Origin of the sequence: Mesorhizobium sp. L103C119B0, from assembly GCF_000502235.1 — a bacterium.
Taxonomy (GTDB): Bacteria; Pseudomonadota; Alphaproteobacteria; order Rhizobiales; family Rhizobiaceae; genus Mesorhizobium.
Map to the genome: position 1 here is coordinate 385458 of NZ_AYXE01000006.1, position 14503 is coordinate 399960.

General features: G+C 63.8%; 14 protein-coding genes. 11 read left to right on the top strand and 3 right to left on the bottom strand.

Annotation, left to right across the window (positions count from 1 at the left end; translation table 11 throughout):
* Positions 1–317 precede the first annotated feature (317 nt).
* The 4 genes from leuA to X728_RS154065 all read left to right on the top strand — a co-directional run bounded on the left by leuA (position 318) and on the right by X728_RS154065 (position 5566).
* Complete coding sequence (gene leuA, locus X728_RS154080; RefSeq protein WP_023744262.1) at positions 318–1994, top strand: 2-isopropylmalate synthase; 1677 nt, start codon at positions 318–320, stop codon at positions 1992–1994.
* Between the two features lie 193 nt (positions 1995–2187).
* Entirely contained in the window at positions 2188–3957 is a 1770-nt protein-coding gene (locus X728_RS154075) for a tetratricopeptide repeat protein (protein ID WP_023831449.1), read from the top strand.
* A 103-nt stretch (positions 3958–4060) separates the two neighbouring features.
* Complete coding sequence (locus X728_RS154070; RefSeq protein ID WP_023686188.1) at positions 4061–4864, top strand: alpha/beta fold hydrolase; 804 nt, start codon at positions 4061–4063, stop codon at positions 4862–4864.
* Between the two features lie 84 nt (positions 4865–4948).
* On the top strand, positions 4949–5566 hold the full coding sequence (locus X728_RS154065) for a hypothetical protein (protein WP_023831450.1): 618 nt from the start codon (positions 4949–4951) through the stop codon (positions 5564–5566).
* On the opposite strand, the gene X728_RS154060 is transcribed toward X728_RS154065, so the two are convergent.
* Positions 5567–6568, bottom strand: a complete 1002-nt coding sequence (locus X728_RS154060) for a metallophosphoesterase (protein WP_023713962.1) — start codon at positions 6566–6568, stop codon at positions 5567–5569.
* Positions 6569–6639: 71 nt separating this feature from the next.
* Here X728_RS154060 and X728_RS154055 point away from each other — a divergent pair, with 71 nt between their 5' ends.
* A complete protein-coding gene (locus X728_RS154055) occupies positions 6640–7140 on the top strand; it encodes an NUDIX domain-containing protein (protein WP_031195394.1) in 501 nt (166 codons plus the stop codon).
* Positions 7141–7156: 16 nt separating this feature from the next.
* Here X728_RS154055 and X728_RS154050 read toward each other — a convergent pair whose 3' ends face one another.
* Positions 7157–8203: a glutathione S-transferase family protein gene (locus X728_RS154050; protein ID WP_023831451.1), complete on the bottom strand. Its 1047-nt coding sequence runs from the start codon at positions 8201–8203 to the stop codon at positions 7157–7159.
* A 209-nt stretch (positions 8204–8412) separates the two neighbouring features.
* Between X728_RS154050 and X728_RS154045 the strand changes: the two genes are divergently transcribed.
* The 6 genes from X728_RS154045 (at position 8413) to X728_RS154020 (ending at position 13154) form a co-directional block, all read left to right on the top strand.
* Entirely contained in the window at positions 8413–8949 is a 537-nt protein-coding gene (locus X728_RS154045) for an N-acetyltransferase (RefSeq protein WP_023683633.1), read from the top strand.
* Between the two features lie 106 nt (positions 8950–9055).
* Positions 9056–9817, top strand: a complete 762-nt coding sequence (locus tag X728_RS154040) for a 3-hydroxyacyl-CoA dehydrogenase (protein ID WP_023683632.1) — start codon at positions 9056–9058, stop codon at positions 9815–9817.
* A 6-nt stretch (positions 9818–9823) separates the two neighbouring features.
* Positions 9824–10990 (top strand): CaiB/BaiF CoA-transferase family protein, encoded by a 1167-nt coding sequence (locus X728_RS154035; protein WP_023831452.1) that lies wholly within the window; start codon positions 9824–9826, stop codon positions 10988–10990.
* Positions 10991–11025: 35 nt separating this feature from the next.
* Positions 11026–11796, top strand: a complete 771-nt coding sequence (locus X728_RS154030) for a HugZ family protein (protein ID WP_023817384.1) — start codon at positions 11026–11028, stop codon at positions 11794–11796.
* Positions 11797–11949: 153 nt separating this feature from the next.
* Complete coding sequence (locus tag X728_RS154025; protein WP_023669951.1) at positions 11950–12288, top strand: metalloregulator ArsR/SmtB family transcription factor; 339 nt, start codon at positions 11950–11952, stop codon at positions 12286–12288.
* A gap of 71 nt (positions 12289–12359) precedes the next feature.
* Positions 12360–13154, top strand: a complete 795-nt coding sequence (locus X728_RS154020; RefSeq protein WP_023831453.1) for an RNA methyltransferase — start codon at positions 12360–12362, stop codon at positions 13152–13154.
* 38 nt (positions 13155–13192) lie between these two features.
* Here the strand turns inward: X728_RS154020 and X728_RS154015 are convergent, their stop codons facing one another.
* Positions 13193–14353, bottom strand: a complete 1161-nt coding sequence (locus X728_RS154015) for a hypothetical protein (RefSeq protein WP_023817382.1) — start codon at positions 14351–14353, stop codon at positions 13193–13195.
* Positions 14354–14503 lie beyond the last annotated feature (150 nt).

Below are 14503 nucleotides of genomic sequence, written 5' to 3' on the forward strand. Positions count from 1 at the left end.
TCGCTTCCCGTCCGACCGGCTTTGCCGGCGAGACCGTGCGCGCGCTGGCATCGACCCTGCTTCTTCTCGGCCTTATCGGCGATCGCCGGGTTCGCTGAAGGAGCGCCCGGCGGTCGAACCGCCGCTTACGCGCACGCTCCTTGGCCAGTTCAGAAATTGGCAATTCACATCAAGCGAACGAAAATCTGATAAGGCGCTGCTCGCCCTGGAATCCGTCCGAAGACCGATCCGCGAGCCGCCGGGAGAACAAGACGATGAACGCACGAGAAGACATCCGCGCCGGCGAAGCCGAAAGCGTAAAACGCGCGGCCGGCCACATGCCGGGCGCGGCCCGAAAATACCAGCCCTACCCGACGGTCGGTCTCACCGACCGCACCTGGCCCAACAAGGTCATCGACAAGGCACCGATCTGGTGTTCGGTCGATTTGCGCGACGGCAACCAGGCGCTGATCGATCCGATGGGTCATGAGCGCAAGGCGCGCATGTTCGCCCTGTTGCTCGACATGGGCTTCAAGGAGATCGAGATCGGTTTCCCCTCGGCCTCGCAGACCGATTTCGATTTCGCCCGCTGGTGCATCGAGGAAGGCAATGTGCCGGCTGATGTTTCGCTACAGGTGCTGGTGCAGTGCCGTCCCGAACTCATCACCCGCACCTTCGAATCTCTGAAGGGCGCCACCAACCCGATCGTGCATTTCTACAATTCGACCAGCGAGTTGCAGCGTCGCGTCGTCTTCGAGAAGGATGTCGGCGGTATCAAGCGCATCGCCACCGACGCGGCCAAGATGATCACCGACATGGCGGCCAAGGCCGGCGGCGGTTATCGCTTCGAATATTCGCCGGAGAGCTTTACCGGCACCGAACTCGACGTGGCGCTGGAGATCTGCAACGCCGTCACCGAGATCGTCAGGCCGACGCCCGACAACAAGCTGATCATCAACCTGCCCTCGACGGTCGAGATGTCGACGCCCAACATCTACGCCGACCGTATCGAGTGGATGTGCCGTAACCTCGACAACCGTGAAAACTTGTTGATCTCGCTGCATCCCCACAATGACCGCGGCACCGGCATCGCCACCACCGAGCTCGGCCTGATGGCGGGTGCGGACCGCGTCGAAGGCACGCTGTTCGGCAATGGCGAGCGCACCGGCAATGTCGACATCGTGACGCTGGCGCTCAACATGTACACGCAAGGCGTCGATCCCCACCTGGATTGCTCGGACATCAACCGGATGAAGGACGTCTACGAATATTCCAACCAGCTGAAGATATCCGAACGCCATCCTTATGTCGGTGAACTGGTCTACACCGCCTTTTCCGGCTCGCACCAGGACGCCATCAACAAGGGCATGAAGGCCTTGAAGAAGGCCAACACGCCGGTCTGGGAAGTGCCCTATCTGCCGATCGATCCGGCCGATGTCGGGCGCAGCTACGAGGCGATCATCCGCATCAACTCACAGTCAGGCAAAGGCGGCATCGCCTATGTACTGCAGGCCGATTACGGCCTCAATCTGCCGCGCAACCTGCAGATCGAGTTCAGCCAGGAGATCCAGGCGATCACCGACGCCGAAGGCAAGGAAGTGCCGGCAAAACGCATCCATGACCGCTTTATCGAAACCTATGTCGACCAGCCCGGCGCACGACTGAAGTTCCTCGACCATCACACCTATCCCGATACCGAGAAAAAGGGCCGGCGCGTGGTCGAGGCGGTGATCCTCGACAACGGCAAGGAGACGACCATCGCCGGCTCCGGCACCGGCCCGATCGACGGCTTCGTCGATGCGCTGTCGCGTCATGTTGGCGTCGACATGTCGGTGCTTGATTATTCCGAACATTCGCTCCAGCGCGGCTCGAACGCCTCGGCGATTTCCTATGTCGAGATGGAATATCCCGGCGGCAAGCTGTTCGGTGCCGGCATCAACACCAACATCGTCGCCGCCTCGCTGGAAGCCGTTGTTTCGGCCGCCAACCGGATAATCGGCCGCAAGGCCGGCTGATATTTTCCCGGGCGCCGAATGTCCGCGGCGCCCGGAAATCCCCCATTTGCCGAGGGAAATTCCGGTCTTTTGTGTCAACCACCGGCAACTATCCGGTGTGTTACGCGATCGCATAACATAAGCATGCTTGTATGGAAGTGCAGGCTCTATATGATTGCGCCTCAACCTGTGCCGACTTCGAGAGGATCGACACTTGCAGCATGCCACGCCTGCCGCCCCCGCAGTGCGCGAGACACTGGAGCGACTGCTCGCCAGCGAAACGTTCGGACGTTCCGAGCGCGCGCGCAAGTTGCTGCGCTATCTTGTTGAGCGCGAGCAGGCCGGCGAAGCCGACAGGCTCAAGGGTTTCTCCATCGCCATGGACGTCTTCGGCAAGGACGGCGATTTCGATTCGTCGACCGACGCCGTTGTCCGGGTGCAGGCAGGCCGGCTGCGCGAACTTCTCCAGCATTATTTCGCCAATGAAGGCATAGCCGAACCGGTTCGCATTGCCATTCCGCGCGGCGGCTACGTGCCGTCCTATGAGCTCAACGCCATACGCCTGCCGGTTGGGCAGGAGCCGCTTGCGGCGGCGGTAGCCGCCTTGCCCGGATCGCCCGACCAGGCGGCTCTTGACGCCGTTCCCGCTGCCGCGACAGCTTCGGGGGTTACAGAACCTGGGCCTTCGCTGGCGCGCCATCTCCAGTTCTTCTGGGTCGCCATGACGCTGGTCATTCTCATGCTGGGCGTGCTCATCCTGCGCCAGGGCAGCGGCGCATTGCTTGCCAGCAGCGATCCTACCGCGGTGGTCGAGACCGCAGGCGTAACGAGCAGCATCGCATCGCCGTCGATGGAGGCCCTGCCCCTCGTCTACATCGCGGTGAAGGCCACCGGCCCCGAGGCCGGCCGCGTCGCCGCTTCGCTGCGCGCCGGCCTTGCCGGTTTCGACACGATCGACTTCATCGGCCGCGACGCCGACAGCAAGCGCGATCCGAGCACCGACCCGACCAGCTTCGTTTTCGATGTCCTGCCGGGACCAATGGCAGGTGACGTGACGCTCGAACTGCAGAGCGTGGCGACCGGCCGCGTGCTTTTGTCCCGCAGTCTGACGGCCGCCGACAGCGCACCTGGCACCGTCGAGGATCGTATCGCCGCCATCCTCAGCTCGACCATTCCCGCCTCCGGCCCGCTCTACAGCTACATCGAACAGAACGGCATTCAGACCGGGCTGACGAGCTGCCTGATCCTCAACGACAGATACTATCTCGACCAGAGCACCAGGACGCACGAGGCCGCCTATCGCTGCCTGGACAACCTCGTCGGCCAGGGTGCGAAATCGTCGTTGGTCTATTCGGAACTGGCCTCCCTGACCCTTGAGGCCGCCACCGATCATTACGCCTATCCGCCTGGCGCGACGGTCGAACAGGCAATGTCTTTCGCCCATCGCGCCATCCAAATGGGACCGACCAGCCCCTATGCGCACCGCGCCTATGGCTACCTCAATTCGCGCCTCGGCAACACCGAGGAATCGATCCGCTGGATGCGCAAGGCCTATGAGCTCAACCCCTACGACCTCGGCATGGCTGCCGCTTACGGCTATGGCCTGATCTTTGCCGGCAAATATGCCGAGGGAACACCCATCCTGACCCATGCCGTCGAGACGTTCAGCGGCCATCCGACATGGTGGGATTTTGGGCTTTTCGCCGGGCAATTCATGCTGGGCGACATGAACAAGGCCGCGATAGCCAGCGAGTCGCTGCGCACGACGGCGATGAAATCGCATTATCTGGCGGCGCGGCTGATCGGCGCCAAGGCTGCCGGCCGCGAACAGCTGGCAGCCAAGCTTCTGGATGAGCTGACCACCAAATTCCCGAAATTCGCCGCCGATCCGCGCGCGGCCTTCGCCGAGCGCAAATATCCCGCCGATCTGACCGACCGGCTGGTTGAGGCGCTGCGCGCCGCGGGCCTCGGCAACGCGAGCTAGTCTTTCCGGATCGCGAAAACTTTACTGGCCATCGGTCTGGACTGGGAGCAATCCAGCCTCGATTCGAATTTCCTCTCCAGTCTTGCAATAATCGCACATTTTCATGGTCTCATCCCTCTATGTTGCCGAGCGGGGCGCCGGGCCGAAGACGGTCGTCCTGCTGCATGGCTTCGGTGGTTGCCATGATATCTGGCGCGAGGTGACCGCGTCGCTAGGGCCCGATGTCAGGACCTTGGCCTACGATCTTCCGGGACACGGACTGTCTCTCGAATTTCCTGGCAGCGGCCCGGCCAAAACAGCGGCGCGAGCGGTTCTCGCCGATATCGCCGCACGCGGGATAGCAAGGGTGCATGTCGCCGGTCATTCGATGGGCGGCGCGGTCGCCTCCCTGATGGCGCTTGCCGAGCCTGAAAGGATAGGCTCGCTGACGCTTCTGGCGCCGGGCGGTGTTGGCCCCGAGATCAACGGACCGCTGTTGCGCCGCTACGCCGCGGCCGCCGACAGACGGGAAATCCGCGCCTGCCTTGCCGCCATGTCGGGACCGCGAAGCCCGCCGCCCGAACGCATCGTTGGCGTCCTGGCGGACCTACGCCGTCGCCCCGGCCAGTTGCGCAAGCTGATTGAGATATCGGCCGTCATGACCAGGAACGAGCGGCAGGGGGTCATACCCCGCGAACAGCTGGACACCCTCGACATGCCGGTGATGGTGGTTTGGGGAACGGACGATCCGGTGCTGCCCTTTACCCAGGCTGATTGTCTGCCGGCGCATTTTCATATTCATCACGTGCTCGATGCCGGCCATATGCTGGTCGAGGAAGTGCCTGATGTGGTCGCCCAGGCCGTGCGCCGAAACATGGCACGCCGCGGCAGGCGCCTGCGTCCGACATTCGAGGCCGCGGCGAGCTAACTTACTTGCGCCCCGCATCTCGCCAGTGCATTTTGCCGCCGCCTGTGTTAACTCGCAATTAACCATATCAGCGAGGCGACGCCGATGAAGGACACTGGCGAAAACATCACCCTCATCGACACCTCCCGCAAACTGTCCGACGCCGTTCGCGATGTGAAAAATGCCTTCGCCGATCGCGACGATGTCGTGGTCGACATGCGCGAGGCGCACCGGATGCGGCTTGATCTGCTCGCCGCTGAGCTCGCCCCGGTCTTTGCCGACGTGCCCGCCGACATGGACAATTTCGACTTCGTCATCTCCTCCGGCCTGCAGCCCCGCCTGTGGATCGACGCCGTCAGCCATGTCGCCATGGGGCGCGACCGCCGCACCTACCGCTTTCTCAGGGATACCCGCATCGGCCGCGTCGTGCTCGCCGAATCGACCGATATGAAACCGGTCGCCGATCAGGTCACGCGCTATGTGGCGGAGCGTATCGTCGAGCGCCAGCGCATGATGGAGGGCGGTGTCGAGCCGGCCGTCGCCGACCTGAAACGCGCCGCCGTGCCGGAAGCTGAGCCGCCCTTGCAAGCAGCCGTGCCCCGCAGGGGCTGGTCGACGTTCCTTTCCGGTCTCGGCTTGGTCGCCGCCGGCGCGCTTGTTGGCCTGGCGGTGGCGGCCGCGCTGTTTTGGGATCGCCTGATGGCGATGAAGATCAGCTTCTGATCAACGATCTGGAGGCCTCGGTGTCTGCGCGCCGAGTTCAATGACCTGCAGGTCCGATGGCGGCAAGGCCGGCCCGGTCAGGCCGCGCCGCGTCAGGCGAATCAGCCAATTGCCCTTCTCCCCGTCAATATCGAGCAGATTGTACTGTGCCGCCGGGTTCTTGCTGCCTGGCGACTGCCCGGCGGCGGCGACGCCGACGACCGGAATCCTGGCGCCGCGCCCGCCGATGAAGAACAGCGACGGCAGATGCGAATGGCCGTGCAGCACGAGTTCGGCGCCATGCCTATGAACGGTCTTGTGGAAGCGGGAGATGCCGAACAGGCGCTTTTGCTGGGCGACGGCGCCGCGCACCGGCGGATGATGGATCATGATCACCCGCAACAGGCCGCGTTTGTTCGTTGCGTCGAGCACTGTCGCCAGCCTTTGCGCCTGACCTTCGAGGAAGAAGCCATTGGCCATGAACGGCGCCGTAGCGCGCGCCGTCGAAACGCCGATCAGCGCGACATTGCCGCGTACGCGCAGATAGGGAAAAGCGTTGCGGTCGATCGGCGCAGTCACGCCGTCGCCGCTCATCCACGCCGCCCAGGAGCGGCAGACCTTGTCGAAGGCGCCCGGCACATAGGCGTCGTGGTTGCCCGGCACCACCGAGNACGCCGCCCAGGAGCGGCAGACCTTGTCGAAGGCGCCCGGCACATAGGCGTCGTGGTTGCCCGGCACCACCGAGACATCCTCCGGCGAACCCAGCGTCTCAAGCCAGTGCTTGGCCATCTCGATCTCGCCGTCGAGCGCCAGATTGACCAGATCGCCGGTAACGGTGAGGTGGTCGGGTGTGCTCGCCTTCATGTCGGCGACGATGGTGTCGATGACGGCATCGTGCATATGGCGGCGGCGGTTGCGCTGCCAGTTGACGTAGCCGACGACGCGCTTGGACGCGAGTTCGCGATAGGTTACACCGGGAAGCGGCCCCAGATGGACATCGGAAATATGCGCGAGCCTGAACATCCTTCCTTCATAGGCGACGCGCTCCCCGCTTTCCACTCACTGTTTCCTGCCCATCCACGGTTTCGCTAGTCATGGCTATATCGGACCCGGAGCAGGCGTTTCGCCAGACCGGCTGGGCAGGCCTCAGGGCAAGGCTGTTCCATCTCTATTTCCTGCTGCGGCGGCCGATGACGCTGGGCGTGCGCGGCCTGATCCACGATCGCGCCTCGAACACTGTCTTCCTCATCCGCCACACCTACGTTCCCGGCTGGCAATTGCCGGGCGGGGGCGTCGAAGTCGGCGAGACGCTCGGTGAGGCGCTGGTGCGCGAACTGGCCGAGGAAGGCAACATCGCGCTGACAGCCCAGCCGGTGCTGAAATCGATGCATTTCAACCGCCGCTCCAGCCGCCGCGACCATGTCGGCCTCTATCTCATCGAAACCTTCAACCAGACCGCGCCGAAACTGCCGGACCACGAGATCGCCGAAGCAGGCTTCTTTCCGCTCGACCGCTTGCCGCATGGCACGACGCCGGCGACGCTGCGGCGGCTTGCCGAGGTTTTTGAAGGCGAGCCGGTATCGCCGTACTGGTAGGCTGTCAATCCGATGCTCACGCCGCCTGCCTGAACCGCGCCCGGTCGTGCGGCGCGCCATAGTCGAGCCCAGGCCCGACCGGCACGATGCGCGTCGGGTTGATGCTCTCGTGGCTGCCGTAATAGTGCATTTTGATGTGGTGCAGGTTCACCGTGCCGGCGATACCGGGCACCTGGTAGAGGTCGCGCAGATAGTTCGAAAGGTTCGGATAGTCGGCGATGCGGCGCAGATTGCATTTGAAATGGCCGACATAGACCGGGTCGAAACGCACCAGCGTGGTGAACAGCCGCCAATCGGCCTCGGTGACACGCTCGCCAGTGACATAGCGCCGTTTTGACAGTCGGCCCTCCAGCGTGTCGAGCGCCGCGAACAGCTCGCCGAACGCCTCTTCATAGGCCGCTTGCGTGGTGGCAAAGCCGGCGCGGTAGACGCCGTTGTTGACGGCTGGAAAGACCAGCGCATTGACCTTGTCGATCTCGCCGCGCAGGCCTGGCGGATAGAAATCGAGAGCGGCATCGCCCCACTCGTCGAAGGCCGAATTGAGCATGCGGATGATTTCGGCGGATTCGTTGGAGACGATGGTCTCTTCCTTCTTGTCCCACAGCACCGGCACCGAAACCCGGCCCGAATAGGCTGGATCGGCCTTGGTGTAGATTTGGTGCAGGAAGTCGAGGCCGTAGAGCGTGTCGCCGGTGGCGCCATCCTCGGCCAAAAACGTCCAGCCCTCAGCACCGAGGAAATGATGCACGACTGAAACCGGGATGATGTCTTCTAGCTTCTTCAGCGCGCGAAAGATCAGCGTGCGGTGCGCCCACGGACAGGCGAGCGAGACATAAAGATGGTAGCGTCCGGGCTCGGCCTTGAAGCCGCGCGTACGACCTTGCGCCGGCGCGCCGTCGCGCGTGATCCAGTCACGCCACTGCGTCTCGGCGCGGATGAACCTGCCGCTGCTATCGACATTGGCCGGACGGTCCTGCCATGCCTTCGACCAGCAATCCCATACGAAAACTCCTTGCGTGCCTTGGCCAATGTAGTCGCAAGGCGGCAATGCCGAAGCCGTCATCTGCTGAACAGAGCGTCACTCGTATGAAACGCCGGATGAAAACAGCCGATTGCAGCCGCCGGAAATTGATGCTAGCGGACACTCCGCATGTTCGATCTTGGCTTGATCCGGTTTGACCGACGACGAAAGGGCGCCCGCGCTTAGAAAGCGCTGACTGGCGAACGCTGCCGCTTGCAGCAACCTTTCCTCTTTATCGGACCGCGAAGACCATGAGCCTTGCCGACGTGAAATACCTGCCGGAAACTCCGGCGCATGATCCCGAAATCGAAGCCATCAACGACGAAGCCTTTGGCCCCGGCCGTTTCGTGCTGGCCGCCTACAAGATTCGCGAGACCGGCGGCCACGAGCGCTCGCTATCCTTTGTCGCCATGAATGGCGACATCGTCGTTGCTTCGGTGCGCATGACCCGCATCGCCGCCGGCGCCGGACGCGCGCTGATGCTCGGGCCGCTCGCCGTGCGGCCCGCCTTCAAGAATCTCGGTATCGGCCGCCGGCTCGTGGCGATCGCGCTGGAGGCGGCCGCCAAGGCCGGCGCGCCGGCGGTGATCCTTGTCGGCGACGAGCCTTATTACGGCCCGCTCGGCTTCAGAAAGATCCCCCGCGGCCAGATCTCCATGCCGCGCCCGGTCGACCTCGACCGGCTGCTGTCGCACGAGATCGTGCCCGGTGCCGTGGCGCGGCTCTCCGGCGAGGTCGGCCATGCCAGCCTTGCCAGGATCGCGGAGCAGGCACCAGTGATGGCCTGAGCTCCAGGATCGGTCGCGGCACCGGTCGCGATGGATCCCCATTGGTCAGGTTGCACCATGGCGGCGACCTCCGTAGCATGACCCGGAACAGCACGGAGCATGCAGCATGAACCCGAACGGCCAGATTGCGATCGTAACCGGCGGCGGCTCCGGCCTCGGCGAGGCAACCGCCCGCGCGCTGGCCGACAAGGGCGCGCGCGTCGCCATTTTCGATATCGGCATCGACCGGGCATCGAAGGTGGCGGGCGACATTGGCGGCGCCGCTATCCAGTGCGATGTGAGCAGCGCCGACAGCGGTGCGGCCGCGGTCGCCGAGGTGGAAAAGAGACTTGGGCCAGCGCGCATCCTGGTCAATTGCGCGGGCATTGCCATCGGCGTGAAGACGATCGGCAAGGATGGTCCACATCCGCTCGACCAGTACCGCAAGGTGATCGAGATCAATTTGATCGGCACCTTCAACATGATCCGCCTCGTCGCCGACCGTGCCGCCAAACTCGAACCGCTGCAGGGCGGCGAGCGCGGCGTCATCGTCAACACCGCGTCGGTGGCCGCTTATGATGGCCAGATCGGCCAGGCCGCCTATGCCGCATCCAAGGGCGGCGTCGTCGGCATGACGCTGCCGGTTGCCCGCGACCTGGCGCGCTCCGGCATTCGCGTCTGCACCATCGCGCCCGGCATCTTCAAGACGCCAATGATGGCCGGCATGCCGCAGGAGGTGCAGGATTCGCTCGGCGCGGCCGTGCCCTTCCCGTCCCGCCTCGGCGAGCCGTCCGAATATGCCGCGCTCGCCCTGCATATCGTCGAAAACCAGATGCTGAACGGCGAAACCATCCGCCTCGATGGGGCAATCCGCATGGCGCCGAAATAGACGGCCATGGCGGCCGGCGCAGTGAAGACCGGTCCGCTGGCCGGCCTGAAAGTCATCGAGATGGCTGGGCTCGGCCCGGTGCCTCTGGCCGGGCTGATGCTGTCGGAGATGGGCGCCGAGGTGCTGCGCATCGAGCGCACCGGTTCGGACCAACCCCTGCTGCCCCTCTCCGATGCGTACAATCTCGACCGTCACGGCCGCTCCATCCTGCGCGTCGACCTCAAGCAGGCCAAAGGAACGGAACTGCTGCTGCGCCTTGCCGAAAAGGCCGATCTGTTTGTCGAAGGCTTTCGCCCCGGTGTGATGGAGCGGCTTGGTCTCGGCCCGGATGCTGCATTGGCGCGCAATCCGGCGCTGATTTACGGCCGCATGACCGGCTTCGGCCAGGACGGGCCGCTCGCAGGTCGTGCCGGCCACGACATCACCTACCTCGCCTATTCGGGTGTGTTGCATGCCATCGGCCGGGAGGAAGGTCGGCCGGTGCCGCCGCTGAATCTGATCGCCGACAATGGCGGCGGCGCCATGATGCTGATCGCCGGGGTGCTTGCAGCGCTGTTCGAGCGCTCGCGCTCCGGCAAAGGCCAGGTGATCGACGCGGCGATGGTCGAGGGCGCTTCGATGCTGGCGGCCCCCATACACGCCTTCATGTCGGCAGGTCTGTGGAGCGACCGGCGCGGCGCCAACCTGCTCGATTCCGGTGCGCCCTTCTACGACACCTATGAGACGGCGGACGCACGCCACGTTGCGGTCGGCTGCCTTGAGCCGCGCTTCTTCGCCGCATTCGCAAGGCTGCTGCCGCTCGGCGAGGATTTTGTCCGCGGCCAATACGACAAGGCGTTGTGGCCGGACATGCGCGCGGCCATTGCCGACCGGTTCCGGCAGAAGACACGCGACGACTGGGACGCGCTGTTTGCCGCAAGCGATGCCTGCGTGGCGCCGGTTCTGTCGCTGGCCGAAGCCAGGGATCATCCGCACAACCGGGCGCGTCACGCATTTGTGAAGGCCGGTGCGCTCGAGCGCCCCGCGCCCGCGCCACGCTTCTCGGCCTCGCAGCCGGCGCTTGCCGGCATGTCTGAAGATGACGATCAGCTGCCCCAGACTGTGCTGGCGCGCTTCGGCTTTTCGACAGCCGAGATCAAAACGCTTGTCAAAGCCGGCATGATTGGCCAATAACTGGATTTAGAAAATCAACTTACCTGGTGAGCATTTTGGACCAGCCGAAGAAGGACGTCATTCGCGCGACGGACGCCGAGGCGATCAGGCTGGCCGCAACGCTGATCCGCAGCGCCCGTTTCGGCGCCCTCGCGGTGATCGAGCCGTCGGCCGGCGCACCGCTGGCCTCCAGGGTCGGAGTCGCCACCGACATCGATGGCACGCCGCTGATCCTTGTCTCGGCGCTGTCAGCCCATACCGGCGCCATGCTTGCCGAGCCGCGCTGCTCGCTGCTTGTCGGCGAACCCGGCAAGGGCGATCCGCTGGCGCATCCCAGGATAACGCTGGTCTGCCGGGCGCAGCCGCTGGAACGCGGGTCGAGCGCGCATGCCCGGGCCGAGCGGCGCTATCTCAACCGCAATCCCAAGGCAAAGCTCTATGCCGAGCTCGGCGATTTCTCGATCTTTCGCCTCGAGCCGGAGCGCGCCAGCCTGAATGGCGGCTTCGGCAAGGCCTACCTGCTCGACCGTGCCGATCTCATCACCGAGGGGCCGATCGTCGACGAGCTGGCCGCCAGCGAACAGTCCGCTCTCGACCACATGAATGCCGACCATCTCGACGCCATCGCCGTCTATGCCCATCATTTCGCCAGGGTTGAAGGTGATGCTTGGACCATGACCGGCTTCGATGCCGATGGCATGGACCTGGCATCGGGCGACACCGTTTGCAGGGTCTATTTTCCGCAGCCGTTGAAGACCGCGCGCGACCTGCGGCCGGTTCTGGTCGACATGGCCAAAGCCGGTCGTGCGCCAGCTACGCAAGGATAATCGTCATGAATCAAAAGCACGTCTTGAGATTTGGGCGAAATGATCTACGATTCAGACGACGCTGAATCAGCAGCGTGATCCATAGCTGAATTATAGCAGCCAACGCTATTTGCCCCCATAGCGTTTGGATGAGCAGGAAAACATGGGGCATCGATGGTCTCGACCAAACTAATCGCCAATGCCGAATCGGCGGCGACATTTCTGACCCTTATGGGCAACGAAAAGCGGCTCTTGATCATGAGCTATCTGGCCGACGGTGAAATGTCGGTCGGCGCCATCGCCGAAAAGGTGATGCTCAGCCAGTCCGCTTTGTCGCAACATCTGGCCAAGCTCAGGGCGCTCGATCTTGTCGAGACCCGCCGCGACCGGCAGATGATCTACTATTCCTGCAAGTCCGAAGCCGTGCGCGAACTGTTGCGCATGCTGGACGGCATTTTCGGGATAGGCGACTTGTCCCAGATGGCAACGCGTCTGCGCCGCGCCGGGACTTGACCTGCAGGGCTTGACTGGCGGCTCCGATCGCTCCTTACCTCGCTGACGATTTTTCGCCGGCCGAGGTATTGATGGATCCGATCCAGATCGACGACGCGCGCGATCCGCGGGTCGCCGCCTATCTCGACATCCGCGAGCGCGATCTCACCGGCCGTCATGGCCGGTTCGTTGCCGAAGGCAAGGTGGTGCTGGACGTCCTGCTGTCAGCCGGACGCTTTGCTGCGGAGTCGGTCCTGGTCCTCGAAAACCGGCTGGCCGGGCTCGACGACATCCTGCGCAAGGCCCCTGCCGACCTGCCGGTCTACGTTGCGGCAAGCGCCGTCATGGACAGGATCGCCGGCTTCCACATGCATCGCGGTATATTGGCGATCGGCAGCAAGGGCACGCCACAGCCCGCCGAGGCCTTGCTCGACACCTTGCCTGCCGAAGCGTTGATCGTCGTTCTCATCGGCATCGCCAACCATGACAATATCGGATCGATCTTCCGCAATGCCGCCGCCTTCGGCGCCGATGCCGTCTTCGTCGACGCCACCTGTTGCGACCCACTGTATCGCAAGGCGATCCGCGTCTCCGTCGGCGCCGCGTTGAAGGTGCCCTTTGCGTCCTTCGGCAACACTGAAGCTTTCATCGCGAAGCTCGGCGAGTTGGGCTTCGGCCAGGTCGCTTTGTCGCCGCGTGGTGAGGCTGACATTCGTGATGCCGCGCGACCGAAACGACTGGCGCTCTATCTCGGCACCGAAGGCGAGGGCCTCCCGGAGAGCCTGCTTGCCCGCCTGCGGACGGTGCGGATCGCGATGTCGGAAGGGTTCGACAGCCTGAATGTTGCTGCCGCGTCAGCCATTGCGCTGCACCATTTTTCGCTCTGATAGGCGTAGTCAGGCAATTCCAAGCCGGGGCTTGAAACTCAGCTCGGCAAATCTGCCTTCTGCAACGCCCGCACGCGATCGGCGAGGCTGGTGGTTCCCGACCGCGTTTCCTGCGGCGCCGCCAGCGCCTTGGCGATCGGTGAATCAGGTCCTTCGAGCTTGGCCGTCAAATGGACGACCTCAGCCGCCAGATTGTTCATCTGTTCGCGCAAGGCAGAACCGGTATCATTGCCATTGCCGGGGCCATTCCCGGGCTTCGCGGATCCAGAACCGCCAAGCTCCGCCTTCATCCGCTTGTTTTCGCGGGCCAGCGTCGTCAGCCTGGCTTCGAGCCGCTCTCGGTCGCCTTCGAGCTTGGCGAGCGTCTTGTCGATGTCCTCGTTCCTGGCGCGGGCACTGTCTTGCGCACCAACTAGGCCAGCAGCCGCGGCGCCTCCCGCAGCCTCGCCCTTCACCCGTTCGCGAAGCCGGGCCAGTTCCTTTTCGCGGCGATCGAGCTTGTCCTCGCGATCGGCAAGCGTGGCGAGCAGACGCTCGAGCTTTCTGTCGAGGTCGGCGGTTCTTTTCTTTTCGGCCTTCAAGGCATCGCGCGTGGCCTTGGCCTCGGCGACGACTTCCTGATGGCGCCTGTCGGCCTCCTTGCGCTGGCCGCGCAACACTGAAATGTCGTTGGCAAGTTTTTCCAGCTCGGATTCGCGAGCCACCAGTTCGATCTGACGATTGCTGGAGGAGAAGGACGCGTCGTCGTACATATGCTCGAGCTTTTCCAGCTCGAGCGCGCGCTTTTCCATCATGCGCTCTGTTTGTGCAAGCCTGTCCGACAGCTGTTGTATCTGCTGCTCGCGATGCAGCAGCAATTCGTTTTTTTCCCCGAGCTCCGAAAGCGCCTGCTTCTTGTCCTTGCGCTCGACCGCCAGGCCCTTCAGCGCCTCGCGGCCGCGATTGATTTCGACGAGTTGCTCATTCGCCTGCTCACGCAGCGTCTTGATGCTGATTTCGAGCCGGCGCGTCGTCATGGCGAACTCGGCCCGCAAGCTGTCCTTGTCGGCCTGGATCTCGGCCAGCGTTCGCGGCACCGACGCCTCGACACGCTTGCGTGTCAGCACAACCGCCCGCCGCCAGATGGCCGGCGCGACCAGCAGCGCCAGAAAGCCTGCGCACAGGAAGCCGAGGGCGAAGAACAGGATCGACTGAACCAAGGTGACTACCCGTTACGGGCGGGCCGCTATCCGGCAACCGCCAAGTCTGGACTTTGCCATGTTCGCATGACGCAAATCCAGCGCTGCGGCAAGGGTTTGCCGCAGCTGCAGCGGGCAGAATCTGTTGATCGGGTCGAAGTGTGGTCGGAA